The organism is Nostoc sp. LEGE 06077, from assembly GCF_015207705.1.
GTDB lineage: Bacteria > Cyanobacteriota > Cyanobacteriia > Cyanobacteriales > Nostocaceae > Nostoc_B.
Genome location: NZ_JADEWI010000005.1, coordinates 147,858 through 169,295, shown reverse-complemented (window position 1 = coordinate 169,295; position 21,438 = coordinate 147,858). Strand labels below are relative to the sequence as shown.

The window sequence follows — 21,438 nt, the reverse complement described above, 5'->3', positions numbered from 1 at the left end:
TTATTTCAGCACAGCCAGATTTTAAAGCAATACTGAAAACTTTAACTGAACTAAAAGCTTAGACCGTAACATAAAACAAAATCCCTTCACAGAAATGTTAGAAGGGATTTTGTTTTAATCGTTAATCCTGAATATCTAACATTTCGCTGTTATTTGATCATAATGATAATCGTTAGATTAATTCAGGAAAGCTAGTAGCAGTTGATTATGATAAATAAAATACTATTGAACAATTGGTTACGTGCTACTTTTGTTACCTTGATAATTGGATTGGCTAGTTGTGCAAGGCAAGCTACTAATACTTCATTTACTCAAACCACAACAGTAGATGAAAGTCTTCCTAAAGTTGTTGCTACAACCAGCATATTATGTGACTTAATTAAACAAGTTGCAGAAAATACAGTGAATCTAGCCTGTTTAATTCCTCCAGGTACAGATCCTCATAATTATCAACCAAATACAGCAGATCGTGAAACGATTGACCAAGCTAATCTGATTTTCTACAATGGCTATAATTTTGAATCAGGCGTGATCAGAATTATTAAATCAACTAGCAATACTGCACCCAAAATAGCTGTAAGTCAGTTAGCAGTTCCTAAACCGCAAAGATTTATTGAAGATGGACAAAGAATTACAGACCCCCATATTTGGCACAATGCTAAGTATGGTATCAAAATGGTAGAAGTAATTAGCAACAATCTGAAGAAATTAGAGCCTGATAACGCAGGAGTTTATAATAGTAATACTCAACGGATTAAAAGTGAAATCACTCAGTTAGATAGTTGGGTAAAAACAAGAATAGCTACTATTCCTCGTGAGAAACGTAAATTAGTTACCTACCATAATGCAATGGCTTATTATACTAAAGCATATAGTATTCCACTAGCAGGAGTTTTGGCTGGTATTAACCCAGAAGATAAACCAACAGAAGGACAGATAAACAATTTAGTTAACGAAATCCAGCAAGCTAAAGTACCAACTATTTTTGCTGAAATAAATATTAACCCTAAATTAATTCAATCAGTGGCACAAGCAGCAGAAGTCAAAGTTTCTGAACGAGGGCTTTATACTGATAGTCTGGGAGAAACCAAAAGTGATAGTGATAGTTATCAAAAAATGATGGTTGCGAATACACGCACCATTGTCGAGGGGCTTGGAGGAACTTATTTAATATTTCAACCGAAAGTTAGTAAGTAGCATTATTTAATAAGTTGCTAGTTTATATGTTTTTTTCAAATTGACTCAGCAAGTTAGGATTATGGGGTACAACTTCTACCTTCATAGCTATTTGAAAAGCTCAAGATACAGAGTATTTTCTAAGAGAATAGGAAATTCAGCAATGTTTACCAAAAAATTCCATTGGGAACAGGTAGTACATTTACGGATGTCTTACCTTTAGAACCCAAAAAATAGGTGCATCGGATGAATCGAATTCTTATTGCTGAGGATGAACCCAGAATAGCGGCGTTTATTGAGAAAGGATTGCGTTCTCACGGTTTTACAACCTCTGTGGCGGTTGATGCACACTCAGCTACGGAAATGGCGTTAGGTAGTGCTTTTGACTTGATGATTTTAGATTTAGGGCTTCCGGGTAAAGACGGCTTAGATGTTTTGGAAGAATTACGCGGACAAGGTGAAAATTTCCCGGTAATTATTTTGACTGCGCGTGATGACATTCAAGATAAAGTTGCTGGTTTTGAAGCAGGTGCAGATGACTATATTACTAAGCCTTTTCGATTTGAAGAATTGTTAGTACGAGTAAAGGCGAGATTACGTAACAGTGTTAGTAGCCAAGCTAGTGATGAGATGGTACTTAAGGTTGGGAATATAATTTTGGATTTGCGATCGCGTAAAGTAAAAGTTGGTAACAAAACACTAGAACTACCAGCACGGGAATTTATTCTTGCAGAAACCTTCTTTCGCCATCCTGGCCAAGTTTTGAGTCGTGAACAATTGTTAGATAGGGTATGGGGTTACGACTATGATCCAGGTTCTAATATTGTTGATGTTTACGTTGGCTACTTGCGTAAAAAATTAGGCAATAACCTCATTGAAACTGTCCGAGGTATGGGTTATCGTCTGCGAACATGAGAAATTTCTCATGAAACTTTCATCTTCTTCTTATCTTAGAAAAATAAAATAATCAGGAGTGAATTATGAGATGATAAGTTTCATTTTTATAGTAGTTAATTAATGATATTCAAAATGCGACACTTAGCGGTTATACTCGTACTCTATGTGTCGTATCGTTTCTTTGATCAACAGTTAATAAACTAAATAATATATTAATAGCATAATCTCAGCTAAATATAGCTATTTCTACATAACAATGCGGAGAAATAAAAATTCCCAAAAACAGGTAACAAAAACTTGCTTAAAATATATTAAAAGTCTGTTTTGGGCTACACGTACCCAGATTTTTTTTTGGTATTTTCTCATCCTATGCTTTATTTTTATATTTTTTGTGCCAGTATTTCGTTATTTTTTATATGCACAAGTTGAGAGGCGGGTTCATAAAGAAATCAACGAAAAAATGGATACTTTTCTTGAATTAGTTAATGGAAATTCCAAATTATTTGATTATCTGGAAAATGGACAAAAAGACGATACAATTAATCTACTTAGAGAAGCTGATAACCGCTTAATTAAACCGCCAAAATCTTTAGAAGAGTTAAAAGAGTTTTTTGATGCTTTTTTGGTAAATCAAATTCCCGAAGACGACACATTCTTAATTGCTTTAACAGAAGAAAAATTTTATAAATCTAGCCCAAGAGGTAGACCAAAAGAACTGAGCAGAGACTCATCACTCATGCGATATTGGTCAAAATTAACTCAACCAGAGGAAGGGGAAAAAAGGCTTCCTGGTAGCAGTGTCGAAAGCATTATTTATCTTGCTCAACCTGTAAAAATTAAGGGTGAAATTATAGGGGTATTTGTAATTGCACATACTACCGCAGGGGAACATGGGGAAGTAGTAGAAGCTATCAGAGTTATTATCCCTGTGAGTGCAGGAATTTTAGTTTTAGCTTTAGTTTTAGCTTGGTTTGCTTCAGGAAGAATTCTTGCACCTTTACGCTTGTTAACTCAAACTGTGCGTAATATTAGCGAATCAGATTTAAATCAGCGCCTCTCTATTCCTGGTGAGGGTGAACTTGCAGAACTAGCAGCTACTTTTAATGAAATGATGGATAGGTTACAAGCTGCTTTTATCAGCCAGCGAGACTTTATTAACGATGCTGGCCATGAATTACGCACGCCTATTACAATTATTCGTGGTCATTTAGAGTTGATGGGTGATGACCCGCAAGAAATCCAAGAAACTCTAGCATTAGTAATGGATGAGTTAGAACGGATGAACCGATTTGTGAATGACTTAAGTTTATTAGCAAAGGCGGAACGTCCTGATTTTTTGTATTTAGAAACAGTCGATATTAGCGCTCTCACCGAAGAATTATTTGTGAAAGTTCAAGCTTTAGGCGATCGCAACTGGCAACTGAAGACTACTGCTAAAGGTAGAATTGTTGCAGATCGCCAGCGTTTGACTCAGGCTGTCATGAATTTAGTACAAAATGCTACTCAGCATACAAAAACTACCGATACAATAACCCTGGGTTCGGCTATTCATCAAGGTAAACTTAGCTTTTGGGTAAGTGACAGTGGCGAAGGTATTGCAAAAGTTGATCAACAAAGAATTTTTCAACGTTTTGCGCGTGCTGCAAATAGTCGCCGTCGTTCCGAAGGAGCCGGGTTAGGATTATCGATAGTTCAAGCCATTGTAGAGGCTCACGGTGGACAAGTTACCCTGGAAAGTAAATTGGGAACAGGAGCCACATTCACAATTACATTACCCTTAGAAACACCTCAAGATAAAAATATTTAAAAGACCTATTAATAAAGTAAAAATAAAATTCGTCTGAATGTGTGAGTTGGGTTAAACTGCGTTACAAGCTACGGCAATTAATAGCATTTAGCTTGACATAATCTTATGCACATACAAAAAATTATATTTGGCACTTTTAGTCCTTTGCTAATTTTCTTTCTCTCTGCTTGCAATAGTTCACAAACTCAAAACAACCAGATAAAAGCACCTGAGATTGTAGACAAAGCATTTACAGAAAAATATTCTCATATCCCTCGTGTTTGGGAAAAGACTAACTACGGCTATGAGGCGACTTATATGCAAAATAATATCAAATACGAAGCTGAATTTTCTGATACAGGTGAATGGTTAGAAACTGAATACTATGTAGCAGGAGAAGAATTTCCTGATATTGTGTTAAAACGCATCCACCAAGAATATCCTAACTTTAAAATTACAAAATATGAAATAGAAATTACACCTGAAGGTAACTTCTATGAGGTAGATATTACTGATGGAGAAATTGAATATGAGCTATATTTTGATGTCAACGGTAATAGGCAATTAGATTTATATGAAGACTAATATTTAATCATGAGAGATTTCTCATATTTTCCTACATATTTTGATGCTAATTTATTATGTATACCCCACTACATACTGATAATTAATCATTGCATTAAAAATGCCTAATTTGTATCAAAATCTCATTTTTACATCGAACTTTATATTCGCTACATCACTAGTTACCATCCCAATATTTGCCTTAGAAAATCAGCCAGAGACTCTTCCAGCAGATATCTCACAATTAACATCAGTTTCTCAACTTTCTGACATTCAACCTACAGATTGGGCATTTCTAGCTTTACAATCACTGATAGAAAGATACGGTTGTATTGCTGGTTATTCTAATGGTACATTTCGTGGCGATGTCTCACGACAAGCCGCTTCTCTACGCGCTATGTCTCGCTATGCGTTTGCAGCGAGTTTAAGCACTTGTTTAGCAAAAATTCAAGAACTAATTAGTACAACCAAAGATAGCTTGATCACTAAAGAAGATTTAGGTGTAATCCAAAAACTCCAATCAGAATTTTCCGCAGAATTAGCAACAATCCGCAATCGGGTAGATGCTGTAAAAAATCAAACTGCTGAGTTAGCAGCAAATCAATTTGCTACTACAAAAAAACTAGAAGCGGAAGCAATCATGACTGTTGCTAGTGTTTTTGGTGAAAATATTGCTGATAATTCTGATAATAATCTCACATTTGCTCAACGGGTGCGCTTAAATTTTGTCACTAGCTTTACGGGGAAAGATGAATTAAATCTCCGCTTAGAGTCAGGGAATATTCCAGAATTTGATGAAAATATTACTGGAACAGGAATGACTCGTTTAGGGTTTGATGAAGATACAGGTAACAATGTTGGTCTAGATGAAGTATATTATGCTTTTCCTATTGGTGATAGAATCAAAACTACACTAGCGATCGCTGAACTGGAATTAAACGATATTGCAGAACCAATCAATCCTTTAGCCAGTAGTGGGAATGGCGCAGTTTCGCGCTTTGGTAGGTATAACCCGATTGTCCGTGGTATGGATGGAACAGGATTAGGACTAAACTATCAACTAAATCAAAATACTAATCTTGGCTTTGCTTACATGACTAATGATGCAGTATTACCAACAGCAAAAAATGGTTTATTTAATGGTAACTTTGCTGCATTAGGACATTTAAATTATCAACCAATTGAAAATTTAGGCATTGCTTTTACCTATATTCATGCTTACTATGCAGGCGGTGGGGAAAGCGGCATAAATTTGACAGGTAGCACAGGTAGTTTAACAGCGCGTAGTCCTTTTGGTAATGTTTCAACTACAGCAAATTCCTTTGGTTTAGAAACTAGCTGGCGAATCAATCCCAAATTTATTGTTTCTGGTTGGGTTGGTTATACAAAAGCAGAGTCACCAGTGACAAATGATGATGCTGATATTTTAAATTATGCGGTGAGTTTAGCATTTCCTGATTTGGGAAGTGAAGGTAATTTAGCTGGTTTAGTTATTGGAATGCCACCAAAAGTTATCAGTAGTAGTTTAGTTGCTGATAGGGATACTTCCTTACACATAGAAGGGTTTTATCGCTTGCGGGTGACAGAAAATATTTCCATTACACCGGGAGTTTTTCTCATTACGAATCCGGAACATAACACTAATAACAAGAGTCTTTTTGTAGGTACTATCCGCACCACATTGAAATTTTAATTATTTTTAGATAAGTGAGTGCGGATGCTGTTCAACAAATCAGTAAATTTAAATGGTTTGCTGATATAAGGAACAGTTTTATTTGCCGATTGCGGGATTTGTTTTAGTACATCATGATTGGCACTAACTATAATTGTCGGAATTAGCATATTATGAGCGCGAAGTTCAGTTAATACAGTTAAACCATCCTTTACAGGTAAGTTAACATCTAACAGCAACAAGTCAAACTTAGCTGTGGTCAACATTTCTAAAGCCTGTTCACCATTGTTGGCGATCGCAGTATTAAAGCCATTCTTACGCAAGCCTTTTTCAATAAAAGCCGCAATGCGAATTTCATCATCAACAATTAGAATATTCTGCATAACTATTCCTAAAATTTAGACATTCAAAAATCCCCAAAATAACCTGATAAATAGTAGATTCTGGGGAAAAATTCAATTAATTCTAGCTATAAATTAACGTAGAGGTTTCGAGAGAGTTTTTTTAGATCCGTCGAACTCACGTTAAATTGCTAACTTCTAATTTTATAGCCAGAACTGACTAAATAACTCTCTGCAACTCTTCTTTCTCTTTACCCTCTCTGGTTCGATTTTTCCTTACCTTGACGTAAATCTTGATAGCGCCTAATTTGTTTACCAACTAACAACAACCGTGCAACTTGTTCAGCCGCATTAGTTAACAAACTTGCAGTTTGCGAAATGGCCTCATGCAATTGACAGGGATGAGTCAAAATACTATTGAAATAATCAATCCCTTGTTGAAGATTAATTTCTGCACCCTCGCCAATCGTACCCACTAATGCAATCACTGGTAATTGATAACGCTTGGCACGTTTAGCAACTTCAGCCGGAATTTTCCCCCGTGGGGTTTGAAAGTCAATGCAACCTTCCGCCGTAATTACTAAATCAGCTTGAGGAATCAAACTATCTAATTCTAAATAGTCCATGACAATATCGTAGCGTGGATGTAATTTAGCGCCAATTAACGCCTGTAAGCCAGTACCCAAACCACCAGAAGCACCACTACCCGGCATTTCTCGCATATCAATACCTAAATCTGCTTGGATAACCGCGGCGTAGTGTTCTAATGCTAAAGCCATTTTTTCTACTGTTTCTGGGGATGCACCTTTTTGCGGGCCGAAAACTCTCGCCACACCCTTCTCACCACACAAAAGATTATGCCAATTGCAAGCAACATCAATCTGAACTTGATTTAAGCGAGAGTCTTTTTGTGAGAAATCAATGCGTTTGAGTTTAATTAATTCACTGCAACCTAAACCTAACTCATTCCCATTTTCATCTAGCAACTTCACACCCAAAGCTTGCGCCATTCCCGCACCACCATCGTTAGTGCCAGAATCACCGCATCCCACTAAAATACGTTCAGCGCCAGCATCTAACGCCGCTTTAATTAACTCACCTACCCCATAGGTTGTGGTGATCATGGGGTTTCGCATATCCCTAGGTACAAGTCGCAAACCAGCAGCAGCCGCCATTTCTAACACGGCTGTCTTTTTAGTAGTTCCACCCAAAAAGCCGAAGTGAGATTGTACCTTTTTTCCCACGGGGCCAGTTACTTCCAAGTGATGCAAAGTACCACCTGTGGCTGCTACTAGAGTTTTGGTAAAACCTTCACCACCATCTACTAAAGGTGCTTTGCAAATATTTACATCGGGTAAAACCCTGGTGATACCTGTAGCAATACAATCAGCGACTTGTTCCGCGTCAAGACTTTCTTTAAATCCAGAAGGAGCGATTAAAATGTTTAGTGTCATTATTAATTTCCTGCGGCAATCCAGCCGCTTTTTTTTGTCGTTAAATTGGACAGTGCAGAGATGGGTAAACATTATCTAGAGAATTAGAGAGATAATCCTACCCAACGCCACCAGGTAAAGTAAAACAACAGAATTAAAGCAAAGTGAATCACAATCATCACTGAACTTAGGCGGAGTAAATCTGTTGGTTTAAAGCCTTCGTCTGCATCTTGGTAAACCATCAGTGCTTTAGAACTGACAGGGAAGGTGAGACAATAGTCCATACCTAAAGTGCTGAGAAACAACACAGCGACAGGATTGATATTTAAACTACTAGCGAGGTAAAGCAGCGGCGGAACTAAAGCCGCGGCTCTAGCGGTGTGAGAAGTCATATATATGTGGGAAGTTAGAGAAATAATGGCAATGAGTAGGAGAATGAAAAAATGGGATTTGGCGCTGTTGATGTTACTAAATTGAAAAATATTATTAATTAACCATCCCGAAGCGCCAGAACTAATTAACGCTCGTCCTAACACTAAAGTTGCACCGACAAAAATAATCAGATTCCAAGAAACAGCTTTAACTGCATCTTTCCATTTAATAACGCCAAAGTTAGGCGCGGTGAGAATCATTGCACCGATGACGGTGACGGTAGCAATTTCTAAACCATGCCATTGTTCAGTTATCCACAATGCCAACATTAACAATACAATCAACAATGTTTTGCGTTCTGGTGGAGATACAGGCGCTGATTGCAAATATTCCACATTTAGCTTTTGTTGCAAGCGTTTTTTATCTAAAAATAGCCGCATAATTACCCAGCAAGAGGCATAACTAGCAACAACTCCAAAGGGTAAGCCGTAAAGCAACCACTGACTAAAAGAAATACTTCTACCGGAAATTTCTTGTAATAAATCTTGGGCGACTAAATGTGAACCGGCTCCAGTTAATGAAACAATTGTAGATACAAGAATAATAGTCGGCATTAACAATGCTAGAGCGCGACGAGTCCGTTCATCCTCTGTAGCATAGGCGACGCTGCGAAAAATTGGATGGGTAACAGCAGCGCGTCCAGAGGTGGAGGGAATTAAAAATGACAGAGGAATTAAAACTGTCGTCAGTAACCAAAATAAACTGCTGACATTGTGCGCTTTCGCTGCAACTATTTGAGTCAGCCGTGTGGCTAAACCAGTTTGCTTAACTGCACCGCCTAAAATAAACGCACCTATCATTAACCAAACAACATCGGAACCCAAAGACTCAAAAAATTGTTCTTGAGAAATGCTTCCAGTTAACAGCAGCAACAGCACCGAAACCATCGCTACATAACCAGCATTAATTGAGGTGGTTGACCACAAAATTACGGCTAGGAGAAACACAAATATTGTCAACCGTCCTTGTGTAGATAAACCATTCAGTAAAAATACTACGACCCCAGAGAGAAAAGTTAAAAATAATGCTAGAAGGGATTTGAACTGCCAACGGGTTGAAGTCCGAAAAAATGCCCCTAATCTTTCTATGAATGTATTTATAGAAATATCCTTATATTTATCTACAGATAGTTTCATTTGTTTGTGTTTACCTTACTTTCCTTAGCCAAGCTTGATTATGAATGTGCCTCCTGGCTGTAAGTACAGCCTCAATGATTAGTGTTTAACTTGGGCTTAATCTAAATTAAATTAGACCTTGATGAGAATATAATTAAGATAGTGTGAGAAAAGTCTCATGAAACAATCAGTAGTTGAGCAACGTCCAAAATCTGATATTGAGCGATCGCCAGATGCCCGATTTTTTGAGAAGTCGGGCATCTATGCAAAAGTAAAGTTTAGTATCAAAGTCTATTGTGTTGATTTAGCTGTGATAAATTAGTAATTGAAGCTGAAAAGCTTCCCTGGCAGATTAACAGCCAATGTTCAAATTAGTTAAGAGGTAAAAACGCTGTTTGATTTCAATCTGTCTCGTCCTAACAACAACACCCAACTCGAACACTAATATTTCCTCTGCTTGGTAAACTGAGGCGTTGTAACTGATGATTGAAGATATATCAGTAACAGCCTAAAGTAAGTGATGAATGTGAGGAAATTGCTAAGTGAGTAGATGCTTGGGTGTTGTTGTTTTAAGTATTGATAGTAGGAAGAAGGTGATAGGTGACAGGTGACAGCGTTTTGATTATTTCAACTCAGCACTCACACTTCGACTGCGCTCAGTGTACAACACTCAGAAATTTACCATCCCCAAGTACCTGGCCCGCCTTTAAATGGCCCAACAATATCACTTGTAACCCAACCACCATAAAAGTTTCCTGGTTGGGGTTGAACTTTTTCACCATCTACATAGCAAGCATCCATAACATGACAATAGAAAGCGACATGATCTTGAATGGATGCAAAAGCTGATGTCGGGCTGGGGTAAAACCAAGCTGCGTTTTGGGCTTCTTTATCCTCAACGCGGATGGTGTAATAACCTGCGCGTCCTTTCCACTCACAAAAACTAGATTGGGGTACTGATATCAAGTATTCCATTTTGATATCTTCAGGGGGGATGTAGTAAGAAGGCGGATGGCTAGTTTCTAATACACGTTTGGCGTTATGGGTGTCTGCAATGGTTACGCCATTAAAAATTATCTGGATATGTTTGTTGGTAGGTTCTAAGCGAGGGGGACGGGGATAATCCCATACTGATTCTTGTCCGGGCGCAGGTTCGATGCGTTGAGGGGAAAACATACAAATAGGTAAAAATAAATATGCGATCGCCTCCACTTTAGCGTAAATGCGATCGCCTATCATCCAATCCGCCAAAATCACTGATTTAGCGGACTTCTTTCAAACTGTCAATTTGTTTGGTAAACATCTCAGTAAACAAACTCATCACAGTTCTTTCTTCCCGCACCTTGATATTAGCGGTGATTGACATCCCTGATTGTAATGGTAGTTGTTTACCGTTGAGATTTAGTGCTTGTTTATCTAAAGATATTTTGGCTGGAAAACGATAAAATTTATGTGTTTCATCCGGTGGTAAAGCATCAGAACCAATCGAAATTAACTCTCCTTTAATATCACCAAATTCACTGAAGGGAAAGGAATCAATTCTCACATCAGCTTTCATCCCTTCCCGCACAAACCCAATATCCTTATTAGTAATAAATACCTCAGCAATATATTTCTCGTTAGGGACAATTTGCAGTAGCTTTTGTGTAGCGTTGGCTACAAAACCGGGATTTTTTACTTGCGAATCGAAAACTACCCCGCTAACTGGTGCGCGTAGTTCTTGATATCTGAGGTTAAGTTGAGCTTGCGAAAGTTTGCTGCTAATATCAGACAAACGCTGCTCATTTTCCAGGACAATTTTGATAAATTGGCTATCGATATCTGCGATTCTTTGTTTATTTTCTGAGATTTTTTCTAAAACATTTTTACCAGAAACAGCAACAGTATTAGTTAATTCTTGTCGTCCTTTTTCTATGTCATATTTGAGACGTTTTTCTTCTTCTTGTAATTGGGCGACTTCGGCTTGTAGTGTTTGTACTTGTTGTTGTTGATTGAGATATTGTAGCTGAGAAATACCACCTTGTTCAGCTAGGGTTTTAAGTCTATCGAAAATCTGCTGTTGAATAGCTAAACTAGACTGGGTATCGGCGATTTTAACTTGATTTTGGGTAAGTTGTTTTTTGGTTTTTTCAACTTCTAATTGGGCTGCATTTGCACGGGTAGCTAATTCTAAGTTAGAAACTTGCAAACGTTGTTTTTCATCAACTCCCAGTCCTTGAGTTGCAGTCGAATTTCTTAATTCTTTACGCAACAATTCATTTTCGCCAACTAATGCTGCGCGACTTTTCAACAAAAAGACTGCATCTGTAGGTAACTTACTCCGTAAAAATTCCAGTTCTGAGCCGACAGTATAGCTAGAACTCATCAACCGACGATAAATTTGGTTTTCTCTAATTAGACTATTACGAACTTGAATTAATGAATTAAATTCGGCTAAAGTTGCCACAGTTTCAAAGGTTAGTAGTAACTCTCCTTTGTTAACTGTTTGTCCGTCTTTGACATAGATTTCTTGGACTACACCATTGACTGGCGCTTGCACATCTTTGACGGTTCCTTGGGGTTTTAATTGACCGGTTGCAGGTACAACTTGTTCAATTTTGGCAACATAAGCCCAAACAATACCAAAACAAGCTAATACTATCAAGGTCAACATAATTGTCCGTGACCAAATCGGAGATTGACGCAATACAACAGATTGCTCAAAGTTATCAAATTTTTGATTAATTAAAGGCTGTGGCGAAACTTTATCTGACGATATTAATCCGGGTGATTCTGTTGTAGTTTCTGGATGATGTTTACCGTTACCATTATTGCCATTGAGACGATTACCATTAACTTGAGTCATAGTATTTTTACCCTTGATGAATAACTAGCGATTAACCCTTGACCAATTACAAATTAACTTCTTGCTGTTGATAGAGGTAATAATAATGACCTTTAGCAGCCATTAATTCTTGATGACTTCCTTGTTCTATGACTCGGCTTGCGTCCATGACAACAATGGTATCTGCATGGCTGACAGTATTCAGACGGTGGGTGATGAAAAATACTGTACTACCTTGAAAGGCTTTGGCTAAGTTGAGACAAACTTGGCGTTCTGTGGGGTAATCTAAGGCACTGGTGGCCTCATCTAAGACTAACAGTTTTGGTCGTTGGAGTACAGAACGAGCGATCGCAATTCTTTGGCGTTGTCCCCCAGAAAGTGCAGCGCCTCTTTCGCCAACGCGTGTATTGTAACCGTTGGGTAAGCCCATAATAAACTCATGGGCGCAAGCCACCCGCGCTGCTTCAATAATTTCTTCGGTGGTTGCTTCGGGGTTAGTCAAAGCAATATTTTCTTGTACTGTCCCATCAAACAATAGTGTTTCTTGGGGAACTACGCCTACTTGTCTTCTTAAAGAGTAAAGTTCGACTTTGGCAATATCATAACCATCAATTAAAATTCTGCCCGACTCCACATCATAAAGCCGCAGCAGTAATTTCATCATCGTACTTTTTCCAGAGCCACTTTGCCCGACAATACCGACAAATTGTCCGGCGGTAAATTCAATGCTGATATTAGAAAGTTGCAACGGGCCGCTAGGGGTAAATCGAAAGGAAACGTTATCAAATTTAACTGCACCGTCAATTGCTGGTAAGGGAATATTACCTCTGTCAGCTTCCCCTTCTTCTGGCGTATCTACAATATCACTTAATCGTTCTAAAGATAAGGCAGTTTCTTGGAAGTTTTGCCAGAGTTGCGCCAAGCGTAAAATTGGGCCAGTGACATAACCTGAGATAATCCGAAAAGCGATTAATTCCCCTAATGTCAGTTCGCCTTGTAAAACTAAATAAGCACCAACCCATAAAACGAGTAAACTACTGAGTTTATTGAGAAAGCTACTTGTAGAATTTGCTAAGGTAGAAGTGACAACAGTTTTAAATCCTGCGCCAACATAACGAGCATAACGCTCTTGCCAAGAAAAGCGCGATCGCAATTCGATATTTTGGGCTTTCACTGTCTGAATACCAGACATCACCTCAACTAAATAAGATTGAGTTTCGGCGTTGCGTTCGGCTTTGTTGCGTAACTGTTTACTGATGGTGGGTGAGGCGATTAAGGTAATGACAATAAATATGGGAATTGTCCCTAAACCGACTAAAGTCAGTTGCCAACTGTAAAACAGCATCACAACAATATAAACCACCGAAAATAACGCATCTAACCCAACAGTTAACGCTGTCCCTGTGAGAAACTGCCGAATATTTTCTAACTCATTAATTCTAGTTGACAATTCCCCCACTGGGCGGCGTTCAAAATAGCGTAGTGGTAGCCGTAATAAATGGTCAATAATTTGCGAACCCAAACCCATATCGATGCGATTAGTCGTATCAACAAATAAGTAAGTCCGCAAAGTTGTAATTACAGCTTCAAATAATCCGACGACTAACAGTAATACGCCTAAAACATTCAGAGTACTAATACTATTTTGGACAATTACCTTGTCGATAATCAACTGAATGACGAGGGGGTTAGCAAGTTGTGCTAATTGGACAAAGAAGGAAGCAATAAAGACTTCAATGAGAACTCGACGATAGCGCGATAAATAAGGTAAAAACCACGATACACCAAATCGTTCTTGTGGGGTTTCTTTGGTAGCACTCAGTAGTAATACCCGCATTTGTGGCTGATAGTTACCTTCCTCAAGTTCTAAATGTGCCAGTAATTCTCGCGGTTTACAGCGTACTATGCCTTGAGATGGTAAACCAACGACAACATGATATGCATCTGTTGCATACAATACGGCAAAAGTTTCTCGATAGCGAATTAGTGCTGGGGTGGGAATACGTTCAAGGGTATTAACTGGTAAATCTACTAACTGCGCTTTTAACCCAATTAATTCTGCTAGATAAGCACAAGCGGGAAAAGATATACTACCTTGACGTTTAATTTGTTCAGATAAAATCCGACGTACTACTTCCTTCCGCAAGGGAATTTGTAAATGCTTAGACAGCATTTGAAAACAAGCTAAGGTTGTATTTAATTCGCCTCTACCGGAAATAAATGGATATTTTAAATGCTTTTGTTTATTTGAATTTGGATAATCTGCTGGAGTAATTTCGTCGGGTGCGTAGGGAATATCTAACTCGTCTGTAATGGTTATTTGAGTATTATTAATAGACAGTTGTTCAGCTTGAGAATAGTTATCTATAAATGATAAATCTTCTGGGTCAAAACCAATTAATCGTGCAGGCGCTTTACCAGAAATTTCCATAGCCAAATTATTTAACTCAAGGCGAGAACCTGGAGCAAAATTTTTGATTTCGCCACCACTAACAAACCAAATTTTGTTGCTATCTAGTTGGTTAGATGCAGTTTTTCCAGGAGATAAGTAATGTATTTTAGCGTTTAATAAAGCTTGCTCTGATATTTCTTGAAAATTTGCTACAGCATTAGCTTGCTTGGCTACCTGTACTCCCAAAACACTAAAAACTTCGGAGATATTGCTATGATTTTGGCGAGTGTGAGCAAAATCGGGATATTCTGACAATAGGCGGGAATATTCTTCAACACTCAATGCTAAACATATTACTTCTGTAGAGGCGATCGCAATTTCACAAGGAACCTGACGCAAGAAACTAATTTCCCCAAAAATCGCTCCTGGTTTGAGCAATTTTAAAGTAATTGCTGTTTGTGTTTGCGGTTCGTATCCTAGAAGGCGGACTTGCCCTTCATATAAAAATATGACTTTTTGTGGTATATTTTCGTTGCCTATAATTTTCTGCCCAATACGATAGCGCCAAGCCTCTAGTTTTTCTGAAATACTCACAATTACTTCTAACGGTAATTGCTCAAATCCTTCTAAAGTCGCAATAAATTCTTGAAATGCACTTTTAATATATGTCATATCTTAAATTTGATTTATTCTCATCTTTATTGATAGTAAGAACTGTTAAATCTTGACATTCATCAAGATAATCAAAAAAAAATTAATTTATATTATGGTTAGGTTAAATAGCTATATTAGCTAGGAATTAGCTAAACTAATCACCCCTTGCTGGTCTTGATTTTTTTATTTCCCATCTGGGTTTCATCTGACACTATATTCTCTCGTCAATAAATAATAAAATTACTAACCAGACTAAGTTAGTTAGTATTGTTATAAAATAAAACTATCACAACCTTATGTAGAGAAATTGTGAATTATTGGTTAAAAGTTTTAAGTATTTACATAGTAGCATAAGCTAAGTAGTAATACTTAGCTTTTAGCAAAAATTATGGCACTTATTTTACTGGTAATATACTTTGCTGCAAAACCTGTAGACCTACTATAAAACAGGTTATCCATTGATGAACAGTGATTGAATAGCTTTTTCTAATACTTTTAGCCCTTGTAAGGAACCACGAATTAATCGAGTAGCCGCTATGGGTTGACTAATTAAACCCCAGGCTAGGGGTAAAGTTTGCAGTGAACCATCGGCGCTGATAGCTGGGGTGAGGTCAGGAATATCGTGTTGACAGTCATCACTGATGACGCGCAAAACTGTAATAGCTACTCCCATTTGTTGAAAAAACTGCAAAGCAACGAAGCTTTCCATATCAACAACATCACTGTCGGATGTCTCACCTAAAGAGGATTTTTCTCTAGCAGACCAAATGACGCGATCGCTTGTCAAGCCTTTCACCAGAGATACTTGTTGATGTAAGCGAGAATACAACTGAGCCGTAAAAGTGCGATCGCATTCTTGCACCTGTCGCTGATAAGTACAATGTTGATACAACACCACATCCCCAACAGCGTAACGCTGGCGCAAGCTCCCACACAAACCCATTACCAACACCTTTGATGGCGACTGCTTCTGTTGCTCCCATTGTTGCAAGTATTTCGTCAAAGGTTGTATCCCCACAGGTATGGACAAAACCGTTGGTCGCAACCCTTTACTTCGACGTAAGCCACGACACACAGCTTGATACTCCGCACCCTGCGGCACTAAAATCACAGTATTAATCATCATCTTTGTGTTGAGTATGAAGAAAGAATGAAAGGGGTATAGGCTAGAGAAATTCCAAAATCATAAGTAAAAGGACGGGTTAATACTTGAGCCTTGCAGCTAGTTCTTACCCCCACACCCCATACCTTACAACCTGATACTCTTACACACCTACACCCCCATACCCCCACAACCTCAGACCCTTACACCTTCCCCAAAAGCTTTACGTTTTGGGAGTAACTGGAGAGTACTCAAAGCCATACTGGCGAGTCTAGGAATAAGTCGAGGTTGCAATAACCGCGAGTCATACTTGCTCATCCGCCGTTGATTTTCTTTAATGCACACTTGGAGGAATTTTTCAATAGTCAAATCTTGGCTAAACACACCGGCTCCGCTGGCGGTAAACCCAGCGCCATTGGGGTCAGCTTCACCAAAGGCCTTAATGACACTGCTCAGTGCTTTTCCGTAATACCAGAGAGTTTTGGCGCTTCGCAAGGGTAAAAATCCGTCACCACGTTGAATTTGCAAATATGTGAACCAGTTGACAAAGAATACAATATGCCGGACTTCTTCATCTAAAATTGGGTCAAAGATTGTGAAGATTTGCTCAGGAAAAACTCTGGCTTCACGGGCAATTTCAAATAAGCCAAAAGCAAAGAAAGAATCCAGACATTCTTCAAAACCAAACTCGATGAATGTTTGCTCCAGGTTGGCGGGAACTTCTATGGGTGGACAGGGAGGCATGGTGATGCCATAACGCTCAATCAGGATTTTGAGTAACCGCGCATGGCGAGATTCTTCTTGACCTTGGAGAGCGATCGCTGGTTGTAAAATGCGATCGTCTACAGTTGTGGCATATTGACTGACGATAACCCCAGCTTGACGCTCCTTATTCAACGCCTGATCCCAGAAAGGGATGCCTCGCATACGTGCCAAGGCTGCATCATCTAGATCAGGCCAAGGGAGATGCTCAGGCTCATATTCCCGATAGCTCTCCATAAAACTACGACAGAATAATTCCTTATGGTCAACAGAACCAATTTTCATAAGTAAAGTTATGTGTGCTTAAAATTGCAGTCAGATCCAAGATGATGTAATGAGTAACACAAGTTTGTTCTCAGCATAGAGCAATACATTACTGATTACTTAGTGCTGATTGCTCAGTATTAATTATTAAGTGTTTGAGTAGAAGAAATTTTTTTACCGTTTATCCTTTATGCTTTTTTAAGAAACTAATTAAGTAAAATTGCCCACCCAAGGAAACTAAACCACCCAAACTTTAGACGATTAATGTAGCATGACAATTAATTGGGACACCAGCACAATTTTCCAAGATGGTAAAGCTTAGTAGCGCAAAATCTGCACGAGAACGCTTCAATATTTCCAAATTGGCAATTGACTTCTCGTGGTTGACAGTGAGTTTCTGGATTGCTGTAACGGTAGCTGGGCTTTTGGCGTTCAGTTCCCTAAAGTATGCTTTGTTTCCAGATATTACGTTTCCGGTGGTGGTCGTCAACGCCACAGCACCACTGACAACAGCAATCGATACAGAAGCCAAGCTCACCAAACCAATTGAAGAGCGCCTACGCTCTCTGGAAGGACTAGATAATCTTCGTTCATCTGCCTATCCTGGTCAAACAGCCGTTAGTTTAGCTTTTGCAGTCGGTACTGATTTAGAAAAATCCAGCAGCAATGTAGAAACTGCACTGAAGCAGTTAAATCTACCCCAGGGTGCAAATTACAAAATTATTCCCCTGAACCTAAATGAATCAGCCGCCGTTAGCTATACCTTAGAGAGTTCTTCGCAGAATCTCCCAGAATTGACGAAGGTGGCGCAAGATCAAATTATCCCCGTCATTGCCAAAGTACCGGGAGTCTTGAAAGTCAATTTATTGGGAGCGCCTAGCCCTACACCAGCATTGCCCACAGCCCAAAATGCCGCGGCTGCTCTCCCCCAAGGCGGAGCCACATTAGTCCGGTTTAATGGGCAGAATGCACTGGCGTTTCAAGTGATCAAACGGGGTAATGCTAACACCTTAGAAGTGGTGAGTCGGGTTGAAAAAGAAGTTCAACAGCTAAGAACTAACCTGAAGAATGTCAAACTCACCTTAGCATCTACCCAAGCTGAGTATATTCGTCATGCCACCAAATCAACAATTGACGCGCTGATTGAAGCCATAGTGTTGGCTATTGTTGTGATCTTTCCTTTCTTGTGGAGTTGGCGAGCCACCTTAATTTCCGCACTGGCGATTCCTACTTCTTTGTTAGCGACGTTTATCGTCATGGCAAGTTTCGGCTTCAACTTAGAAACAATTACATTGTTAGCTTTGGCATTAGTCATTGGTAGCGTGATTGATGATGCCATCATCGATGTCGAAAATATCATGCGGCATATTGAAGAAGGAGAAAGCCCTCGTCAAGCAGCCTACTCCGCCACCAGTGAAATCGGGTTAACAGTTGTCGCCACAACAGCTACAGCAGTGGCGGTGTTTTTACCGATTGGTTTGATGGGTGGTGTCGTTGGACAGTTCTTCAAGCCCTTTGGGATTACAGTTTCTGCTTCTTATATTGCTTCTACCTTAGTAGCTCGGACACTATCACCAGTTTTGGCTACTTACTGGCTCAAACCAATCTCTACCAATGCTCCCCGAAAGGAAGGAAAGCTGTGGTCAGGTTTTGCCCAAGCTTACCGGAAATTGCTGTATTGGTCGTTAAATCACCGCAAAACAGTGGTTCTCTTAGCTGTTATCAGCTTTGTAGTGGGTATTGCCCTAGTGCCATTCATCCCCAAAGGCTTTATCCCGAAACTAGACCGGGGCGAATTTAATATTACATATACGGCTCCCTTACCACAAATACCTGATTTAGCAGCTTTGCAAAAACAGGCAGCACAGGCAGCACAAGCTGGAATTCCCTTGTCATCTCAACCCCCAATTTCCCTTCCCAACCCTTTGAACGACTCTTCAGAAGTTGCGAAAAAACTAGAAGCGGTGGTGAGAAAATCCCCAGCAGTGGAAACAGTATTTACTACTGTTGGTTCCCGCGAAGGCGAACCCAATAAAGGTACCCTTTACGTCAAGCTGAAGCAAGACAGAAACCTGAAGACGGTGGAAGTACAAGACCAGATCCGCGCTCAGTTGCCTAATATATCTGGTGTAACTACCAGTGTGGAAGACATTCAATTTATCGATACTGGTGGGCAAAAACCCTTACAAGTGTCATTGCGGGGAGAAAATCTTCAAGAACTGAACAAAGCAGCCCAAGCGATTAAAGAACGCATCGCCAAAATACCGGGATTTGCTGATGTGACAGTCACAGGTGACAGTAAAAACCAAGGGAGAATTTTTCAAATTGAGCGACTGAATAATCAGCGTGTGGCTTACATCAGTGCCAATTTAGGGCAGGATTTGTCTTTGGGTAGTGCCACAGACAAAATTGTTGCGGAAGCCAAAGAAGTTTTACCTGCTGGTGTAACTTTAGACCTGGGAGGCGATTCGGCTCGGCAAAACGAAGTCTTTAGCAGCTTTGCTTCTACTTTGGTGCTATCGGCACTTTGCATCATTGTGGTACTGATTTTGTTGTTCCGAAGTTGGATAGACCCTGTTGTTATTGGTGTTTCATTGCCTTTGTCAATTGTGGGAGCCATGCTGGCGTTACTCTTTACCAAGAGTGATTTTGGCATGATTTCTTTAATTGGCTTTGTATTTTTGTTGGGGCTGGCTAACAAAAATGCGATCGTGTTGGTGGATTACATCAATCAACTACGTCAAGCTGGCTTAAGCCGCAAAGAAGCCATCTTGAAAGCTGGGCCAGTGCGCCTGCGACCAATTATGATGACCACTGCTTCTACACTATTAGGGATGCTACCCATTGCCTTGGGTCTTGGTGCTGGTTCAGAATTGCGATCGCCTATGGCTGTGGCTATTGCTGGAGGCTTAGTTAGTTCTACAATTTTGAGCTTGATTGTCGTACCCGTAGTTTACGCCATCTTAGATGACTGGTTCCCGCGCTTTCGTCAGGGGGCAAAAAATTAATGCAGGCCTTTGTCACAGGGGGAACTGGTTTTGTCGGTTCCCACTTGGTGCGGTTATTACTGCAACAAGGATATGCCGTGAAAGCGTTGGTGCGTCCCAGCAGCAATTTAGACAATTTATGCGGCTTGGATGTGGAACTTGTCAAAGGCGATTTGACTGATCCTGATATTTGGCAACAAATGCAGGGTTGTCAATACTTGTTTCATGTTGCTGCCCATTATTCGTTGTGGCAAGTAGACAAACAACTACTGTATCGCCACAACGTCATCGGGACACGCAATATTCTCGAAGCCGCCCGCAAAGCGGGAATTGAACGCACAGTCTACACCAGTTCGGTATCAGCAATTGGAGTCGGCCCAGACGGTAAACCTGTCGATGAAACTTATCAAAGTCCCGTCGAGAAACTCATTGGTAGTTACAAAAAATCCAAGTATCTCGCCGAACAAGAAGCAAAACAAGCGGCTGCAAGAGGGCAAGATGTCGTCATTGTTAACCCTAGTAGCCCCATTGGTTCTTTAGATATCAAACCCACACCCACCGGCGATATTATCCTGCGGTTTTTGCGGCGAGAAATGCCCTTTTATCTAGACACTGGGCTGAATTTTATCGATGTGCGAGATGTCGCATGGGGACATTTACTCGCATTGCACAAAGGGAAGTCAGGCGATCGCTATATCTTAGGGCATCAAAACCTCAGCCTCAAGCAACTCCTAGAACAACTCGCCGAAATCACCAATCTACCTGCACCCCAGCACACTATCCCTGCTTGGATACCCTTGAGTGCCGCTTGGATTGATGAGACAATTCTGGCACCTTTAGGAAAAACGCCTTCAGTCCCCATCGATGGTGTGCGGATGGCTCAACAACATATGTATTATGACGCTAGTAAAGCTGTCCGCGAGTTGGGGCTACCCCAGTCTCCCTTAAAAGCAGCCCTCAAGGACGCTGTGGATTGGTTTATCGCTGAAGGTTATGTCAAATGAAAGGCAGGAGGCAGAAGAAATCTTTACTCAGCA

The 21,438-nt window shown here is 39.8% G+C and carries 16 protein-coding genes; 8 read left to right on the top strand and 8 right to left on the bottom strand.

Features of this window, described 5'->3' with window-relative positions; translation table 11 throughout:
* The first annotated feature begins 207 nt into the window (after positions 1–207).
* From IQ244_RS05540 to IQ244_RS05520, 5 genes are all read left to right on the top strand, one after another.
* Positions 208–1,197: a metal ABC transporter solute-binding protein, Zn/Mn family gene (locus tag IQ244_RS05540; RefSeq protein WP_193890639.1), complete on the top strand. Its 990-nt coding sequence runs from the start codon at positions 208–210 to the stop codon at positions 1,195–1,197.
* Positions 1,198–1,422: 225 nt separating this feature from the next.
* Positions 1,423–2,091, top strand: a complete 669-nt coding sequence (locus tag IQ244_RS05535) for a response regulator transcription factor (protein WP_193890624.1) — start codon at positions 1,423–1,425, stop codon at positions 2,089–2,091.
* Between the two features lie 238 nt (positions 2,092–2,329).
* Positions 2,330–3,880, top strand: a complete 1,551-nt coding sequence (locus IQ244_RS05530; protein WP_193890621.1) for a sensor histidine kinase — start codon at positions 2,330–2,332, stop codon at positions 3,878–3,880.
* Positions 3,881–3,985: 105 nt separating this feature from the next.
* Positions 3,986–4,444 carry a PepSY-like domain-containing protein gene (locus IQ244_RS05525; RefSeq protein ID WP_193890618.1) on the top strand — a complete coding sequence of 153 codons (459 nt, stop codon included), beginning with the start codon at positions 3,986–3,988 and terminating at the stop codon, positions 4,442–4,444.
* 100 nt (positions 4,445–4,544) lie between these two features.
* Entirely contained in the window at positions 4,545–6,116 is a 1,572-nt protein-coding gene (locus tag IQ244_RS05520; RefSeq protein WP_193890615.1) for an iron uptake porin, read from the top strand.
* On the opposite strand, the gene IQ244_RS05515 is transcribed toward IQ244_RS05520, so the two are convergent.
* The 3 genes from IQ244_RS05515 to IQ244_RS05505 form a co-directional block, all read right to left on the bottom strand.
* A complete protein-coding gene (locus IQ244_RS05515) occupies positions 6,113–6,478 on the bottom strand; it encodes a response regulator transcription factor (RefSeq protein ID WP_193890612.1) in 366 nt (121 codons plus the stop codon). The two genes, IQ244_RS05520 and IQ244_RS05515, sit on opposite strands and share 4 nt — an antisense overlap.
* Before the next feature lie 209 nt (positions 6,479–6,687).
* Positions 6,688–7,890, bottom strand: a complete 1,203-nt coding sequence (locus IQ244_RS05510; protein ID WP_193890609.1) for a glycerate kinase — start codon at positions 7,888–7,890, stop codon at positions 6,688–6,690.
* 83 nt (positions 7,891–7,973) lie between these two features.
* Positions 7,974–9,437, bottom strand: coding sequence for an SLC13 family permease (locus IQ244_RS05505; protein ID WP_193890606.1), 1,464 nt, complete (start codon positions 9,435–9,437; stop codon positions 7,974–7,976).
* A gap of 157 nt (positions 9,438–9,594) precedes the next feature.
* Between IQ244_RS05505 and IQ244_RS05500 the strand changes: the two genes are divergently transcribed.
* Positions 9,595–9,738, top strand: coding sequence for a hypothetical protein (locus IQ244_RS05500; RefSeq protein ID WP_193890603.1), 144 nt, complete (start codon positions 9,595–9,597; stop codon positions 9,736–9,738).
* A 356-nt stretch (positions 9,739–10,094) separates the two neighbouring features.
* On the opposite strand, the gene IQ244_RS05495 is transcribed toward IQ244_RS05500, so the two are convergent.
* From IQ244_RS05495 to IQ244_RS05475, 5 genes are all read right to left on the bottom strand, one after another.
* Positions 10,095–10,592, bottom strand: a complete 498-nt coding sequence (locus tag IQ244_RS05495) for a DUF427 domain-containing protein (RefSeq protein ID WP_193890878.1) — start codon at positions 10,590–10,592, stop codon at positions 10,095–10,097.
* Between the two features lie 85 nt (positions 10,593–10,677).
* Positions 10,678–12,261 (bottom strand): HlyD family efflux transporter periplasmic adaptor subunit, encoded by a 1,584-nt coding sequence (locus IQ244_RS05490; RefSeq protein WP_193890600.1) that lies wholly within the window; start codon positions 12,259–12,261, stop codon positions 10,678–10,680.
* Positions 12,262–12,307: 46 nt separating this feature from the next.
* Positions 12,308–15,304 carry a peptidase domain-containing ABC transporter gene (locus IQ244_RS05485; protein WP_193890597.1) on the bottom strand — a complete coding sequence of 999 codons (2,997 nt, stop codon included), beginning with the start codon at positions 15,302–15,304 and terminating at the stop codon, positions 12,308–12,310.
* A gap of 433 nt (positions 15,305–15,737) precedes the next feature.
* Positions 15,738–16,409, bottom strand: coding sequence for a phosphorylase (locus IQ244_RS05480; RefSeq protein ID WP_193890876.1), 672 nt, complete (start codon positions 16,407–16,409; stop codon positions 15,738–15,740).
* Between the two features lie 174 nt (positions 16,410–16,583).
* On the bottom strand, positions 16,584–17,435 hold the full coding sequence (locus IQ244_RS05475; protein ID WP_193890594.1) for a ferritin-like domain-containing protein: 852 nt from the start codon (positions 17,433–17,435) through the stop codon (positions 16,584–16,586).
* Positions 17,436–17,722: 287 nt separating this feature from the next.
* On the opposite strand from IQ244_RS05475, the gene IQ244_RS05470 reads away from it, so the two are divergent.
* Both IQ244_RS05470 and hpnA read left to right on the top strand, forming a co-directional pair.
* Complete coding sequence (locus tag IQ244_RS05470) at positions 17,723–20,422, top strand: efflux RND transporter permease subunit (protein ID WP_193890591.1); 2,700 nt, start codon at positions 17,723–17,725, stop codon at positions 20,420–20,422.
* Positions 20,422–21,405 carry a hopanoid-associated sugar epimerase gene (gene hpnA, locus IQ244_RS05465; protein ID WP_193890588.1) on the top strand — a complete coding sequence of 328 codons (984 nt, stop codon included), beginning with the start codon at positions 20,422–20,424 and terminating at the stop codon, positions 21,403–21,405. The genes IQ244_RS05470 and hpnA overlap by 1 nt, the downstream gene beginning before the upstream one ends.
* Positions 21,406–21,438: the final 33 nt, after the last annotated feature.

Bases quoted from the DNA above. Each gene is read 5' to 3' on its own strand.
- IQ244_RS05520 (WP_193890615.1), top strand. From the start codon at position 4,545: ATGCCTAATTTGTATCAAAATCTCATTTTTACATCGAACTTTATATTC.
- IQ244_RS05530 (WP_193890621.1), top strand. From the start codon at position 2,330: ATGCGGAGAAATAAAAATTCCCAAAAACAGGTAACAAAAACTTGCTTA.
- IQ244_RS05475 (WP_193890594.1), bottom strand. From the start codon at position 17,435: ATGAAAATTGGTTCTGTTGACCATAAGGAATTATTCTGTCGTAGTTTT.
- IQ244_RS05525 (WP_193890618.1), top strand. From the start codon at position 3,986: ATGCACATACAAAAAATTATATTTGGCACTTTTAGTCCTTTGCTAATT.
- IQ244_RS05485 (WP_193890597.1), bottom strand. From the start codon at position 15,304: ATGACATATATTAAAAGTGCATTTCAAGAATTTATTGCGACTTTAGAA.
- IQ244_RS05470 (WP_193890591.1), top strand. From the start codon at position 17,723: ATGGTAAAGCTTAGTAGCGCAAAATCTGCACGAGAACGCTTCAATATT.
- IQ244_RS05540 (WP_193890639.1), top strand. From the start codon at position 208: ATGATAAATAAAATACTATTGAACAATTGGTTACGTGCTACTTTTGTT.
- IQ244_RS05515 (WP_193890612.1), bottom strand. From the start codon at position 6,478: ATGCAGAATATTCTAATTGTTGATGATGAAATTCGCATTGCGGCTTTT.
- IQ244_RS05495 (WP_193890878.1), bottom strand. From the start codon at position 10,592: ATGTTTTCCCCTCAACGCATCGAACCTGCGCCCGGACAAGAATCAGTA.
- IQ244_RS05535 (WP_193890624.1), top strand. From the start codon at position 1,423: ATGAATCGAATTCTTATTGCTGAGGATGAACCCAGAATAGCGGCGTTT.
- IQ244_RS05500 (WP_193890603.1), top strand. From the start codon at position 9,595: ATGAAACAATCAGTAGTTGAGCAACGTCCAAAATCTGATATTGAGCGA.
- IQ244_RS05490 (WP_193890600.1), bottom strand. From the start codon at position 12,261: ATGACTCAAGTTAATGGTAATCGTCTCAATGGCAATAATGGTAACGGT.
- IQ244_RS05510 (WP_193890609.1), bottom strand. From the start codon at position 7,890: ATGACACTAAACATTTTAATCGCTCCTTCTGGATTTAAAGAAAGTCTT.
- IQ244_RS05480 (WP_193890876.1), bottom strand. From the start codon at position 16,409: ATGATTAATACTGTGATTTTAGTGCCGCAGGGTGCGGAGTATCAAGCT.
- hpnA (WP_193890588.1), top strand. From the start codon at position 20,422: ATGCAGGCCTTTGTCACAGGGGGAACTGGTTTTGTCGGTTCCCACTTG.
- IQ244_RS05505 (WP_193890606.1), bottom strand. From the start codon at position 9,437: ATGAAACTATCTGTAGATAAATATAAGGATATTTCTATAAATACATTC.